This is a genomic window from Longimicrobium sp. (genome assembly GCF_036387355.1).
GTDB lineage: Bacteria > Gemmatimonadota > Gemmatimonadetes > Longimicrobiales > Longimicrobiaceae > Longimicrobium.
Genome location: NZ_DASVTX010000151.1, coordinates 1 through 13,356, shown reverse-complemented (window position 1 = coordinate 13,356; position 13,356 = coordinate 1). Strand labels below are relative to the sequence as shown.

13 protein-coding genes are annotated in these 13,356 nt (G+C 70.3%); 9 read left to right on the top strand and 4 right to left on the bottom strand.

Annotated elements, in window-relative coordinates:
* Positions 1–317: 317 nt before the first annotated feature.
* The 6 genes from mnmG (at position 318) to VF665_RS07005 (ending at position 6,571) form a co-directional block, all read left to right on the top strand.
* The gene (mnmG, locus tag VF665_RS07030) at positions 318–2,213 is read left to right on the top strand and encodes a tRNA uridine-5-carboxymethylaminomethyl(34) synthesis enzyme MnmG (RefSeq protein ID WP_331052702.1); all 1,896 of its coding nucleotides are present in this window, start codon (positions 318–320) and stop codon (positions 2,211–2,213) included.
* Positions 2,214–2,656: 443 nt separating this feature from the next.
* Positions 2,657–3,472, top strand: a complete 816-nt coding sequence (locus VF665_RS07025) for an AAA family ATPase (protein WP_331052701.1) — start codon at positions 2,657–2,659, stop codon at positions 3,470–3,472.
* 3 nt (positions 3,473–3,475) lie between these two features.
* Positions 3,476–4,381: a ParB/RepB/Spo0J family partition protein gene (locus VF665_RS07020; RefSeq protein WP_331052700.1), complete on the top strand. Its 906-nt coding sequence runs from the start codon at positions 3,476–3,478 to the stop codon at positions 4,379–4,381.
* 63 nt (positions 4,382–4,444) lie between these two features.
* A complete protein-coding gene (locus VF665_RS07015) occupies positions 4,445–5,233 on the top strand; it encodes a M23 family metallopeptidase (RefSeq protein ID WP_331052699.1) in 789 nt (262 codons plus the stop codon).
* 8 nt (positions 5,234–5,241) lie between these two features.
* Complete coding sequence (locus VF665_RS07010; protein WP_331052698.1) at positions 5,242–5,676, top strand: polymer-forming cytoskeletal protein; 435 nt, start codon at positions 5,242–5,244, stop codon at positions 5,674–5,676.
* A 136-nt stretch (positions 5,677–5,812) separates the two neighbouring features.
* Entirely contained in the window at positions 5,813–6,571 is a 759-nt protein-coding gene (locus VF665_RS07005) for a Nif3-like dinuclear metal center hexameric protein (RefSeq protein WP_331052697.1), read from the top strand.
* 197 nt (positions 6,572–6,768) lie between these two features.
* Here the strand turns inward: VF665_RS07005 and VF665_RS07000 are convergent, their stop codons facing one another.
* Entirely contained in the window at positions 6,769–7,512 is a 744-nt protein-coding gene (locus tag VF665_RS07000; protein WP_331052696.1) for an HD-GYP domain-containing protein, read from the bottom strand.
* Positions 7,513–7,596: 84 nt separating this feature from the next.
* Between VF665_RS07000 and VF665_RS06995 the strand changes: the two genes are divergently transcribed.
* The 3 genes from VF665_RS06995 (at position 7,597) to VF665_RS06985 (ending at position 10,131) form a co-directional block, all read left to right on the top strand.
* Positions 7,597–8,226, top strand: coding sequence for a TIGR04282 family arsenosugar biosynthesis glycosyltransferase (locus VF665_RS06995; RefSeq protein ID WP_331052695.1), 630 nt, complete (start codon positions 7,597–7,599; stop codon positions 8,224–8,226).
* A gap of 121 nt (positions 8,227–8,347) precedes the next feature.
* Complete coding sequence (locus VF665_RS06990) at positions 8,348–9,106, top strand: class I SAM-dependent methyltransferase (RefSeq protein ID WP_331052694.1); 759 nt, start codon at positions 8,348–8,350, stop codon at positions 9,104–9,106.
* Positions 9,103–10,131 carry an MBL fold metallo-hydrolase gene (locus tag VF665_RS06985; protein ID WP_331052693.1) on the top strand — a complete coding sequence of 343 codons (1,029 nt, stop codon included), beginning with the start codon at positions 9,103–9,105 and terminating at the stop codon, positions 10,129–10,131. The genes VF665_RS06990 and VF665_RS06985 overlap by 4 nt, the downstream gene beginning before the upstream one ends.
* A gap of 285 nt (positions 10,132–10,416) precedes the next feature.
* On the opposite strand, the gene VF665_RS06980 is transcribed toward VF665_RS06985, so the two are convergent.
* The 3 genes from VF665_RS06980 to VF665_RS06970 all read right to left on the bottom strand — a co-directional run.
* On the bottom strand, positions 10,417–11,346 hold the full coding sequence (locus VF665_RS06980; protein WP_331052692.1) for a cyanophycinase: 930 nt from the start codon (positions 11,344–11,346) through the stop codon (positions 10,417–10,419).
* On the bottom strand, positions 11,346–12,401 hold the full coding sequence (locus tag VF665_RS06975) for a cyanophycin synthetase family protein (protein ID WP_331052691.1): 1,056 nt from the start codon (positions 12,399–12,401) through the stop codon (positions 11,346–11,348). Before VF665_RS06975 ends, VF665_RS06980 begins: the two co-directional genes overlap by 1 nt.
* A 206-nt stretch (positions 12,402–12,607) precedes the next feature.
* On the bottom strand, positions 12,608–13,356 hold a 749-nt coding region (locus tag VF665_RS06970; RefSeq protein ID WP_331052690.1), incomplete at its 5' end, for a glutamate ligase domain-containing protein.

The window sequence follows — 13,356 nt, the reverse complement described above, 5'->3', positions numbered from 1 at the left end:
CCCAGTGCCCAGTGCCCAGTGCCCAGTGCCCAGTGCCCAGTGCCCAGTGCCCAGTGCCCAGTGCCCAGTGCCCAGTGCCCAGTGCCCAGTGCCCAGTGCCCAGTGCCCAGTGCCCAGTGCCCAGGCGGCACGGTCCCGAGTGATGGGTCGGCTCTCCGTTTCCACTTCCGTACTCTCGTACTCTCCTACTCTCGTACTTCAGTTCAAGCACTCAGCACTCAGCACTCAGCACTCAGCACTCACGCACTTTGTTTCACGTGGAACACACCTCCCCCGAGGCTGTACAGGACCACGACTCCGGAATCAGCAAGGAACGCATGGATACGCGGTACGACGTCATCGTGATCGGCGGGGGGCACGCGGGGGTGGAGGCGGCCGGTGCGGCGGCCCGCATCGGCGCGCGCACGCTGCTCGTGACACCCAACCTGGAGGGGATCGGGCAGATGAGCTGCAACCCCGCCATCGGTGGCGTGGCCAAGGGCACCGTGGTGCGCGAGGTGGATGCGCTCGGCGGCGTGATGGGGCTGGCCACGGACCGGTCCCGCATTCAGTTCCGCATGCTGAACCAGTCCAAGGGACCCGCGGTCTGGGCGCCGCGCGTGCAGTGCGACCGCGGCCTGTACCCGCGCGCCGCCCGCTCTCTGCTGGAGCGCTTCCCCGCCCTGCACTTCTTTCAGGGCATGGTAGGGTCGCTCGTCATGCAGGGCGGTCGGGTGGCGGGGGTGCGCACGGAGGCCGGGCACGAGTTCGGGGCGCGCTCCGTCGTGCTGACCGCGGGAACGTTTCTGCGCGGCCGCATTCACGTGGGCAAGACGCCCGGGGTGCCCGCCGGACGCGCGGGTGACGCACCTTCCGTGCGTCTCGCCGAGCAGATGGAGGCGCTGGGGCTGGAGGTGGCGCGGTTCAAGACGGGAACGCCGCCGCGCATCGACGGGCGCTCGGTAGACCTGTCGCGGCTGGAAGTGCAGCCCGGAGAGAACCCGGAGTACCGCCTTTCTGTGTGGGAGCGCGCACCCCTGCTGCCTCAGCTTCCCTGCTGGATTACGTGGACCGGGGAGCCGCTGCGCGACATCATCCAGACCAACCTGCAGGAGTCGGCGCTGTACGGGGGCGAGATCGCCGGGCGCGGTCCGCGCTACTGCCCGTCCATCGAGGACAAGATCGTCAAGTTCCCCGACGCCGCGCGGCACCAGGTCTTTCTGGAGCCGGAGGGGCTGGAGACTACGGAGCTGTATGTGAACGGGCTCTCCACCTCGCTCCCCGCGGAGGTGCAGTTGCGGATGCTGCGCAGCATTCCCGGGCTGGAGAGCGCGCGCATGACCAAGGTGGGGTACGCCATCGAGTACGACTACTACCCGCCCCACCAGCTGCGGCCCACGCTGGAGTGCAAGGCGCTGGACGGGCTCTTTCTCGCTGGGCAGGTAAACGGGACGACGGGATATGAGGAGGCCGCGGGCCAGGGGCTGGTCGCCGGCGCCAACGCCGCCTTTGCCGCGCTGGACCGCGAACCGCTGCTGCTGGAGCGCGACCAGGCGTTCGTCGGCGTGCTGATTGATGACCTGGTCACCAAGGGAACGGACGAGCCGTACCGCCTGTTTACCTCCCGCGCGGAGTTCCGGCTCACGTTGCGCCAGGACAACGCCATCCGCCGCCTGGGGCCTCTCGCGGCGGCTCGCGCGCTGCTGACGGACGACCAGCAGCGCGTGCTGGAGCGCCGCCTGCGCGTGGCGGACGAGGTGGATACGTGGTTGCGCACCACGAACGCGCAGCCCGAGGCGGTGAACCCGCTGCTGGAGACGGTCGGCTCCCCGGCGCTGCGCGAACCCACGCGGCTGAGCGTTCTGCTCAGGCGGCCGAACGTGACGGCGGAGCTGCTGATGCCCGTCATCGGCGGGGCGCCGGACGGGGACGAGCACGAGCGGGCGGAGGCCCTCACCACGGCGGAGATGGAGCTGCGCTACGAGGGGTACCTGCAGAAGGAGCGCGCGCGGGCGGCCACGCTGCAGAGGCAGGCGGAGTTCCCGCTCCCCGATGCGCTCCCCTACCCCGAGCTGCTGTCGCTGAGCTTTGAGGCGCGGCAGAAGCTGGACCGCATCCGCCCGGCGACGCTGGCGCAGGCGGGCCGCATTCCCGGCGTGAGCCCCAGCGATCTGCAGAATCTGGTGATGGAAGTCCGCAAACTCGGCCTTCCCGCCGGCGCGCCGGGCGCGTGAACCGTCAGGTCCGAGCTGAACGAGTACGGCCGGTTCCTGCGGAGGACGCGGGGGTGGCGGAGGAGCGAGGGGGGAGCGGCACAGGCGATGCGCGCGACCCAGGCCTCTTCTGAAAGCCTGGCGTGGCTCTCACCACATGGTGAAACGCTGATCCGGCGAAATCCGGTAGAAACCCGAAGAAAAGTGGCTCGCGAGGATGATTTATGAGGCGCGAACGCATTCAGGTGAATACACCGGGGTGAATTCGGGGCTGAAATCGATTCTGAGGCATTCTGGCGCGAATTCCTGCCCCATGTTCCACGTGAAACATTTTCGAGCCCGTCCGTGTCGCAGCCGCGGTCGGGGCAGTCGGCCTGTCCTTCCCCACGCGTACGCGCGCGCGTAGATTGTTGAAACACCCCTTCTTTTCACCCCTCGCCACACCCATCTCCAAAGGGACCAGCGTGTCGCGCATCATCGCCATCGCGAACCAGAAGGGCGGCGTCGGCAAGACCACCACGGCCATCAACCTGGGCGCGTGCCTGGCGGTCGCCGAAAAGAAGACGCTGGTCATCGACATGGACCCGCAGGGGAACGCCACCAGCGGGCTGGGCATCGACAAGGAAGAGGTCGAGCGCTCCATTTACGACGTGCTCATCGAAGGGTTCACCCCCGCCGATGCCGTCATCCACAACGTGCACTTTCCGTTTCTGGACGTGCTCCCCGCCACGCGCGACCTGGTGGGCGCCGAGGTGGAGCTGGTGAACCGCAAGGCGCGCGAGAACATTCTGCGCGATGCGCTCGCCGCCCTGCGCGACCAGTACGAGTACGTGCTCATCGACTGCCCGCCTTCGCTGGGGCTGCTTACGCTCAACACGCTGGCCGCCGCCGACTCGGTGCTGATCCCCATTCAGTGCGAGTTCTACGCGCTGGAAGGTTTGTCGCAGCTGCTGAACACGGTCACCATCGTGCAGAAGAATCTCAATCCGCGTCTGCAGATCGAGGGCGTGCTGCTGACCATGTACGACGGGCGGCTGAACCTGTCGCGGCAGGTGGCGGAAGAGGCCAAGGAGTACTTCGGGCCCAAGGTGTACCGCACCACCATCCCCCGAAACGTGCGCATCGCCGAGGCGCCCAGCTTCGGCAAGCCCATCGTGCTCTACGACGTGATCTCCGTGGGCGCCAAGAGCTACCTGTCGCTCGCCAAGGAGGTAATTGCGCGCAAGGGCAGCCGCAAGGGCGCGGAGGCCGAGGCCGCACCCGTGGCGGCGGGAGAATAGGCGATGGCGCTCGCAAAGAAGGGGCGGCTGGGCAAGGGCTTGGGCGCGCTGCTGGGGGAGTACAGCGCCGAGCCCACGCCAGCGGACGGCGAAAGCATCACCAGCGTGCAGCCGGCACGCATCACCCCCAATCCGTTCCAGCCGCGGCGGGAGTTCACCCCCGAGCAGCTTTCGGAACTGGAAGAGTCCATCCGCCAGAACGGGCTGCTGCAGCCGCTCGTGGTCCGCCGCGCGCAGGAAGGCGCGCCGGAAGGGGCGGAGTGGGAGCTGGTGGCCGGCGAGCGGCGCTGGCGTGCGGTCCGGCGCCTGGGGTGGACCAGCGTCCCCGTCGTCGTCCGCGAGCTGGACGACCGCGCCATGCTGGTGCTGGCCATCGTGGAGAACGTGCAGCGCGCCGAGCTGTCGCCGCTGGAAGAGGCCGCCGCGTACCGCCGCCTGATGGACGAGTTCAGCTTTACGCAGGCGGAGGTGGCGGAGAGCGTGGGGCGCGAGCGCAGCACCGTGGCCAACCTGCTGCGCCTGCTGGCCCTTCCCGCCAGCGTGCAACGCCTGGTGAACGAGGGGCAGCTTTCCATGGGCCATGCCCGCGCGCTGCTGGGGCTGGAGGATGAGCGCGAGATGGCGGACCTGGCGCGCCAGGCGGCCGTGAGCGGCATGACGGTGCGCGCCGTGGAAGAGCGCGTCCGCGACCGCCGCCCCGCCGCCGCCGCGCGTGGCGCGGACCGTGCGCCGGCAACGAGCGACGCGCACGTGCGCGGGCTGGAGTCGGAGTTGCAGCGCAAGCTGGGCACGCAGGTGCGCATCCGCACGCAGCCCGGCAACCAGGGCCGCGTGGAGATCCCGTTCCTGAACGCGGACGACTTTGAGCGGGTGATGGACCTGCTCCTGGGCGCCGACCGCATGAAGTAGCCGGCTCGCACGACGAGCATCGGCCCGCACTCACGCACCCAGCACTCACGCACTTCCCGTACGTTGTCCGACGACCACACCAAGACCCTCATCCTGGTCACGCGTGACCGCGACCTGAGCACGCGATCGTACGAACTGACGGATCGGCAGATCCGGCGGTGGAAGACGATCGCGGTTGTCGCGGGCACCCTGCTGGTGCTGATGGCGGGGTCGTGGCTCTGGCTGGCGGCGCAGGCGGCGCGGGTGCCTTCCCTTCGCTCGGAGGTGCGCGAGCTTCGCCGTGACCGGGCGCGGGCGGCGCAGCTGGAAAGCAGCCTCAAGCAGATGGAGTCCGACTACGCCAAAGTGCGGGCCATGCTGGGCCCCGACTCGGCCGCGCTCCCCGCGCACGGCGAGGCGGCCCGCCCGGCCGCGGCGGCGGACACGGCGGGGGACTCCGACGCGGAGGGTGACCAAGCACCCGCGATCAGTTCCCTGCCCCGCCGCTGGCCGCTGACCTCGCACGGCTACGTGACGCGCGGGCACCTGGCGGCGCTGGGGCTGCACCCGGGGATGGACATTGCCGTGGCCGCCGGATCGCGCATCCTTGCCGCGGGCGGCGGGGTGGTGGCCGAGGTGGGCGAAGACAGCGTGTACGGACGCTACGTGCGCATTGCGCACCGCGACGGGTACGAGAGCGTGTACGGACACGCGAGCAAGCTGCTGGTGCGGGCGCGCCAGCCGGTGTCCGCGGGCCGGGTGATTGCGCTCAGCGGCAGCACCGGGGTATCCACGGCCCCGCACCTGCACTTTGAGATCCGCAAGGACGGGCGCGCGGTGGATCCCGCGACCCTGGTAGCCAACCCGAACTGATCCATCAGATGCTGGGACGCAAGGAAACGGAACGGACGGCGGCGGTGCGCGGCGGGGGCGGAGAAGCGTCCATGTCCATCATCGGCCCCGGGATGAACATCGTGGGCGACGTGACCACGGACGGCACGGTGCGGGTGGAGGGGCGCGTGGAGGGCACCATCCGCGCCGGCAAGGCGGTCATCATCGGCCGCGGCGGCGAGGTGGTGGGCGACCTGGTGACGCAGGATGCGGTGATCGGCGGGCGGGTGCGCGGCACGCTGGTGGCTGAAAGCCGGCTGGAGCTGCAGGCCAGCAGCGACATCGAGGGGCAGATCCGCGCCCCCGCGCAGCACCTGGTTCTGGAGGAGGGCGCGCGCTTCAACGGGCAGATCCAGATGGGCGACGGAACGCCGCCCGCGGCCCTTCCGTCACGCACCGGCGCGGAGAACTCCACATCCGCCTGACAGTTCTCCACAACTGATACAAACCCAGCCAAGCCGTTGCCCTGCAGCGGCTTGGCTGTTTTCCAACACAGAATCCACCGGTTACCCACAAGGGTTATCCACATTTTTGTGGGAAGGCCCGCAACCTGTTCACTGTATGGATCTTCGCGCGATCGTTACCTGGCTGGACGAGTACCTGCGCATTGGCGCGGTCCCGGATTACCCCACCGCGCTGAACGGGCTGCAGGTGGACAGCGGCCGCGGCGAGGTGCGGCGCATCGCCGTGGCGGTGGACGCGGCGCAGGCCACCATCGACCGCGCGATCGCGGAAGGCGCGGACCTGCTGATCGTGCACCACGGCCTGTTCTGGGACGGCAACCAGCCCGTCACCGGCCGCCGCTACCGCCGCCTGAAGGCGCTGCTGGACGCGGACCTGCCGCTGTACAGCGCGCACCTGCCGCTGGACGTGCACCCGGAGGTGGGCAACAACGCCGTGCTGGCGCGCGAGCTGGGCATCGAGATCCAGGGCACCTTTGGCGAGTACCGCGGCAGCCCTGTGGGCGTGTGGGGCACCGTGGACGAGGTGCTGCGCGAGGGGCTGGCGGCGCGGCTTGACGGGCTGCTGGGCGCCCGGGTAAAGCTGGTGCCGGGCGGGCCGGAGCGGGTGCGGCGCGTGGGCGTGATCACCGGCGGCGCGGGCGGATCGGTGGCGGACGCCGTCGCGGCGGGGCTGGACGCGTTCGTCACGGGAGAGGGTGCGCACCACAACTTCTTCGATGCCGAAGAGGGTGGCATCAACCTGCTGCTGGGCGGCCACTACGCCACGGAAACGTGGGGCGTGCGCGCGCTCGGGCAGCGCCTGCAGGAGCAGTTCGGGATCGAGTGGGTGTTTGTGGATCACCCGACAGGGATGTAAGGGAAGTGCGGAGTGCGGAGTGCTGAGTGCGGAACGGCAGTACGAAAGTACGAGAGTACGAAAGTGAAGGGAGAGAACCGGATGCCCGGCTCTCTCCCTCGCTCGCACCGTCGTCCAACTCCGCACTCAGCACGCAGCACTCAGCACTCCGCACTTCAGTCCTTCGCACTAACTCACCCAGCACTCACGCACTCTCCCTATTCCGTCACCCCGTCCAGCGCACAGCGCTCGGCGAACAGGTCGCGCTCCACGACTTGTTCCCATGTTTCGCGCACGTCCGGGGTGGCGGCCAGGCGCACCAGGCGCGGGTCGAACTGGCTGCCGGATCCCTTGCTCAGTTCGCCAAGGGCCTTGTCCACCGGCATGGCCTCGCGGTACTTGCGCGGCTGCGTCATGGCGTCAAAGGCGTCGGCCAGGGCGATGATGCGCGCGCCGAGCGGAATGTCCTCCCCCGCGCGGCCATTCGGGTAGCCGCTCCCGTCCCAGCACTCGTGGTGTGACGACACGATCTCCTGAATGCCGGGGTGCATGCTCTCCAGCGGCGCCAGGATGTGCGCGCTTTCGTGCGGATGGTTCTTGATCTCCGCCCGCTGCTCCGGCGTAAGCTTTTGCCGCGAATGCACGATGTGAAAAAAGCGGTCGTCAATCTTGCCCATGTCGTGCAGCAGGGCGGCCACGCGCAACGTGCGCAGCTCCCCGTCCGCCATGCCGGAGGCGACGGCCACGGCGTAGCTCAGGTCCGCCACGCGGCGGCTGTGGCGCGCGGTTACGGGGTCCCCGGCGCTCAGCGCGTTCAGCAGCAGGTCCACCATGTCGCGGTGCATCTCCGCCAGGCGGCGCTCACGGGCGCTGGCATCCAGGGCCCACGCGATGCCCATGCACGCACCTACGGTGACGAGCGCGATGCCCAGCGGCGCCCTGCTCACAGTTTCTTTCGCCATCCAGCGTTGATCCTCACGAATTCGGGTCGGGTTCACGTGGGCCACCAGAGTGCACAAGACAAGCCATCCCCCGCGAGACGCGCGGTGCTCGTCTTTCTCCGCGCCCCGGAACTGGGCAGGGTAAAGACGCGCCTGGCCGCCTCCATCGGTCCGCACGCGGCGCTGCGCATCTATCAGCGTCTGGCGGAGCACACGATCACCGAGGCACGCGGGCTCGCAGCGGAGGGCGTGGAGGTCCGCGTGCACCACACGCCCGCGGACGCGCGGCTGGCTATGAAGGAATGGCTGGGGGATGGACTGACGCTGCTGCCGCAGGCGGAAGGCGACCTGGGCGCGCGGATGCGGGATGCGTTCGGCCGCGCGTTTGCCGACGGATGCGCGCAGGTGGTGATCATCGGCTCGGACCTGCCGGAGATGAGCGGCGCCCTCCTTCGCCGCGCGTTCGCCGCCCTCGACGGCGCGGATGCGGTCATCGGCCCGGCGCGCGACGGGGGATACTATCTGCTCGGCCTCACGCACCCCGTTGCCGGCGTGTTCGATGGCGTCGCGTGGAGCACGGCGGAGGTGTTCGACGCAACGATGCGCCGGCTCCGCGCGGCGGGTTTCGAACCCGTCGTGCTCGAGACGCTCCGCGACGTGGACGAGGCGCAGGATCTGCCGCCCGGGTGGCTCCCGGAAGCCGCCACGGACGCACCGGCAGACAACGTGCGATAAAGCTTGGACGGGCGTTCTCCTCATCCACCCCGAACGCGTGTGGTGGAGCGGGAGGAACGGCGGTCGGCGGACACAGAGCGGGAGCGGGTGAGCCATGCGGCGGGACAGGATACGCGGACGGATGCGGATGATGGCCGGCGCGGCGCTGCTGCTGGCCGCTGCGTGCGCGCGGGCGGAGCAGGCGCCGCGGGGCGAGAACGCCATCACCGCGTTGGGGCCGCGCGGAATGCCTGCGGACTCGTTCCCCAGGGCTTCGCGCCCCGTGGCGGACATCGTCACGGACACGTGGAGCACGGAGGATGAGCGGGACAGCGCGGGCGAGGCCGAAAAGGTGATGGACCTGCTCGGCATCCGTGCGGGGATGACGGTGGCCGACGTGGGCGCGGGAAGCGGCTACTACACCGTCCGCCTGTCGCCGCGGGTGGGGCCGGGCGGGCGCGTGATCGCGCAGGACATCATGCCCAAATACCTGGAGGGTTTGCGCGGCCGGGTGGAGAAGGACTCGCTGCGGAACGTGCAGCTCGCGCTCGGCGAGCCGCACGACCCGCGGCTTGCGCCATCGTCGGTGGATCTGGTGCTGCTGGTGCACATGTACCACGAGGTGGAGCAGCCCTACGCCTTTCTGGCCAACCTGCGCCCCGCCCTGCGCCCGGGCGGGCGCGTCGCCGTCGTGGACCTGGACCGGGCGACGCAGCGCCACGGAACGCCGCTGGGGCTGCTGGAATGCGAGTTCGCCGCCACCGGCTACACCCGCATGGAAACGCACGACCTGGGCGGCGGAAGCGGCTACTTGGCCGTCTTTCGGCCGACGGACGGGCCGGCGCCGCGCCAGGCTTCCATGCGCTCCTGCCCCGCCCCGTCCGCCGGGAGCGCGCGATGAGCGAGCGCCCCGCGCACCACGGCCCGGACGGCCGGTTCCGCATCCCCTGGCCGCTGGAGGTGCCTGACCAGACGCGCAACGGCGGCGTGCTGCGCTGGCAGCGGGAGCGGCTTTCCACCCCGCGGCCGCCCAACCCGCGCCCCGAGCAGCTTCCGCCCGGCACGCCGGACGTCGCGCATCCCCGCGCGGCGGCGGACGACGTGCGCATCACCTGGATCGGCCACGCGACGTTCCTGATCCAGCTCGGCGGCCTGAACCTGCTGACCGATCCGCACTTCAGCCGGCGCGCGTCGCCGCTGCGGTGGATGGGGCCCAGCCGGTTCGTGCCGCCCGCGATCGCCCTGGACGCGCTGCCGCCCATCGACGCCGTCCTGCTCTCGCACGACCACTACGACCACCTGGACGCGCCCACCGTGCGCCGCCTGCACCGCGCGTACGGCGACGAGTTGGCGTGGATCGCGCCGCTGGGGCATGCGGCGTGGCTGGCGGGAATGGGGATCCGCGCGAACGTGCACGACGTGGACTGGTGGGATACCGTCGAACTGCGCGGCGCCGCCGGCCCGGTGACCGTCACCTGCGCGCCGGCCCAGCACTGGACGCGCCGCACAATGCGCGAGTTCAACAACCGCCTGTGGGGATCGTTCGCCATCCGTGGCGGCAACCGGTGCCTCTACTTTGGCGGGGACAGCGGCTACTTTCGCGGATACGAGGAGATCGGCGCGCGCCTGGGCCCGTTCGACGCCGTGATGATGCCCATCGGCGCGTACGATCCGCGCTGGTTCATGGCGCCGGCGCACATGAACCCCGAGGAGGCCGTGCGCGCCTACCGCGAGATGGGCGGGCGCGGCGCATTCATCCCCATGCACTGGGGCACGTTTCGCCTCACCGACGAGGACCCGCTGGAGCCCCCGGTCCGCCTGCGGAAGGCGTGGGCGGACGAGCATCTGCCGGGCGATGACCTGCACGTCCTTCGGCACGGCGACACCGTGCGGCTGGCCCACGGTCCCCGCGCGCCCTCAAAATGACAGTCGTGTGCGCATCCTAAATGATTGCAGCGCAACGCGATGTCATCCTGAGGAGGCGCCGCCCGGAGTGTCAGCGGCGCCACGTCCCGGCGCCGACGAAGGATCTACTTTCCCCGCGAGAACGGGCGTGCGTGTCGCGACGCTGGCTCGGGCGAGCAGCAGATCCATCGTCGCGCAGAATTCCGCGCAGGGGAGAGGGCGGCGCATGCTCCCTCAGGACGACATCGCATGTGGCATCCCAACTCCCTGGGAAGCAACGGGTTGTGCCGCAGGGAGAGTGCGGGGTCAGCTTTCCAGGTCGGTGTCCATCCGCAGCACCTCCAGTTCGGCGGCGCCGGCCGCCTCGGTGCGGCGGGCCTCCAGCAGCACCTCCAGTTCGCGCTCGCGCAGGTTGAGCGTGTATCCCGCGCCCACGATGCCCACGCGCAGGTAGCTGAGCGTGAGCGGCGCGCCGTGCATGCACTCGTCGGCGTTGTCAAAGCGCACGCCGCGCCCGTCCACGAACGTCACCGAGCCGCGGCCCACCACGGAACCCAGGTGGTCTTCCACCACGAGCGCCGTGTCTTCGTCAATCCCCAGCCCCAGCATCTCCGGATTGCGGCCGATGACCATGAACAGGCGCTGCAGCCGCCGCCGCTGCGTAAAGTGCGTGTCGATCATCGCCCGGAAGCCCAGCAGGCCGAATCCCGGGCCCAGGTGAAGCTTCTGCATCTGCCCGTACTCATCGGGCTCGCCGCCGGCCAGGATGGTTTCGGTGAGCGCGGCCGCGCCGGCGCTGGTGCCGCAGATGGTGGCACCGCGGGCGTAGGCGGCGCGAATGGCGCGGTCCACCCGCGAGCCCCCAAGCGTGGCCACCAGGTGCACCTGGTCGCCGCCGCCCAGAAAGATGCCGTCCGCCTGCTCGATCATCTTTACGATGCGGCGGTCCTGCGCCAGGTCGCGCCGGTCCAGCACGGGGATCTCCACGCGGCTGGCGCCCGCGCTCTTGAACGCCTCCATCCAGTGCCGCGCCGACTCCGCCGGGTCTGACGAGGCCGTGGTGATTCCGACGATCTTGCCGCCGTCCCGCGCGTTGGACAGGCGCAGAAACGCACCCAGCGCCTCCCCGTCCGGCTCGCACGCCCCGCCGATGAGCACCAGCCGCCCCGCGGTGCGGTCCGAGCGCCGGCGGATCCGGTCGTCCGCTGCCTCCGTCGTGTTCGCCTGATCAGCCATCACTTTCGTGCGTCGTCTCGTTCCAGTTCGTGCAGCGCGTGCACGGCCAGCGCGGCGGCCACCTGCACCGACGCGTTTTCCTCCGCCCTGAGCGGCCCCACGTCTTCGGTCTCGCCCCGCGTTTCGATCACGATGCGCCCGTCTCGCACCATCCCCACGGCGATGGCCACGCGCGTGTGGCGGGCGGGGACGGCGTCCCGCGTGCTGAACACGGCCACCCGGCACTGCGCCGCCCGGGCCGCGTCCTGCACCTCCCACTCCGGCGCGGGGACGATGACGATGCCGTTGCGCCGGACCCCGTCCGCGAGCACGGAAACGAGCTGCTCGTTGCGCCCCTCCTCGCGGTAGCGGTCCGGCACGTCCTGCAGGTCCGTATCCAGAATGACGGCGATCTCGCTGCGCGCGTACGGCAGCCCCGCGTTCAGCAGGTACGAGGGCGTGACATCCACGATCAGTTCCGCGTCGGAGACGCCGCGGCGCAGCATTTCGTCACGCACCGCCGCGCGGTCGCCGCCGCCGGTGATGCCGCACAGCACGCGCGCGGTGAGCTCCGGCACGTCCGGCGCCTCGGCCAGCGCCTGCAGCTCGGCGACGGCGTGCTCCACCGTGTCCAGTTCGCCCGCGAACGCCCGCTGCACCGTTTCCAGCGCCAGCGCGGCCGCGCGGGTGCCCACCTCGGCGTGCAGGTGCTCGAACACGACCGTGTACTCGCCCTCGCGGTCGCCGCCGCGGGCGCGGCCGTAGCCCACGTCGTGGCCAATCATGGTCTGCAGCTCCAGCCCCACGTGCTCCGCGATGTGCGGGGCGTACGTTCCCCGTCGCAGACGGGTCACAAAGCCGCCGCGCTCGCCGATGCTGCACCGGTGCTCCCACAGCCCGGGCATTGCCTTGAGCAGCGCCTCGGTAAAGCCGGGCACCTCCGCCGAGTGGATCTCGTCGTACTCGCCCACGGCCACGTCCATGCGCGTTACGGGCCGGCGCGACCAGAAGTTGGCCCCGCGCAGCGAGCGCAGGCCCGTGAGGCGAATCTCGTTGTACGGATCGGGACGCGGCATGGGGCGGGATCACTCGTTGGGCCGCGCACGGGGCGCGGGCAGTCGGTTGGTGGACTACAGGCAAGCTCGGCGCCGCAGCGGTCAACGGCGGTTCCGCGGGGGTGGCGGGGGAACAGCAGGGGGACGGGTCCGGCGCCACAGCCGATCCCCATCCCCCGCAGTTCCTATTCCCTATTCCCTATTCCCTATTCCCTATTCCCTGCAGTTCAAGCCGCCCCCTGCCGCTTCTGCACGTGCTTCAGCACGCCCTCCACCTTGTCGGCCAGCATCATCACCAGGTCGCCCCCGTCCACCACGCCGAGCGCGCGGTCCACGGCGTCGAACTCGTCCAGCTCGATCTCAATGGCGTCCTCCGACATGCCGCCCTCGCGCAGCCCCTCGATCATCAGCGCGGCGCTCTCCCCGGGCTCGCGGCCGCGCAGGTCCTTGTCTTCCTTTACAAAGACGCGGTCCAGCCCGGCGCACAGGCGGCCCAGCTCGCGGATGTCCTCGTCGCGGCGGTCGCCCGGCGCGCCCACCACGCCCACCCGCAGGCGCGCGGGGAGGGCGTTCACCATCTCCACCAGGCCGCCCACGGCCGCCGGGTTGTGCGCGTAGTCGATCATTACCCGCACGTCGCCGATGCGCACCATGTTCAGCCGGCCCGGCGTCATGCTGGGCGAGGGGAAGAACGAGAGCAGGCCCGCGCGGATGGTGTCGTAGCGCACCCCCTGCACGTACGCCGTGCAGATGGCGGCCAGCACGTTCTGCTGCTGGAACCGCGCGGCGCCGCCCATCATCAGCGGCACCTCGCGCACCGTGGCGATGGGAATGCGCAGCCGGCCGCGGCGGATGACGAACTCGCCCTTTTCGATGCGCGCCCCGATGCCGCCCCGCTCGATGTGGTCGTCGAACAGCGCGTTTTCCCCCGGCTCCATGGTGCTGAACAGCACGATGTCGCCGCCGCTGCGGTCGC

Excerpts from the sequence above, each read along its gene's own strand:
- mnmG (WP_331052702.1), top strand. The coding sequence starts at position 318 with ATGGATACGCGGTACGACGTCATCGTGATCGGCGGGGGGCACGCGGGG.
- VF665_RS07020 (WP_331052700.1), top strand. The coding sequence starts at position 3,476 with ATGGCGCTCGCAAAGAAGGGGCGGCTGGGCAAGGGCTTGGGCGCGCTG.
- VF665_RS07010 (WP_331052698.1), top strand. The coding sequence starts at position 5,242 with ATGCTGGGACGCAAGGAAACGGAACGGACGGCGGCGGTGCGCGGCGGG.
- VF665_RS07005 (WP_331052697.1), top strand. The coding sequence starts at position 5,813 with ATGGATCTTCGCGCGATCGTTACCTGGCTGGACGAGTACCTGCGCATT.
- VF665_RS07000 (WP_331052696.1), bottom strand. The coding sequence starts at position 7,512 with ATGGCGAAAGAAACTGTGAGCAGGGCGCCGCTGGGCATCGCGCTCGTC.
- VF665_RS06990 (WP_331052694.1), top strand. The coding sequence starts at position 8,348 with ATGCGGATGATGGCCGGCGCGGCGCTGCTGCTGGCCGCTGCGTGCGCG.
- VF665_RS06985 (WP_331052693.1), top strand. The coding sequence starts at position 9,103 with ATGAGCGAGCGCCCCGCGCACCACGGCCCGGACGGCCGGTTCCGCATC.
- VF665_RS06980 (WP_331052692.1), bottom strand. The coding sequence starts at position 11,346 with ATGGCTGATCAGGCGAACACGACGGAGGCAGCGGACGACCGGATCCGC.
- VF665_RS06975 (WP_331052691.1), bottom strand. The coding sequence starts at position 12,401 with ATGCCGCGTCCCGATCCGTACAACGAGATTCGCCTCACGGGCCTGCGC.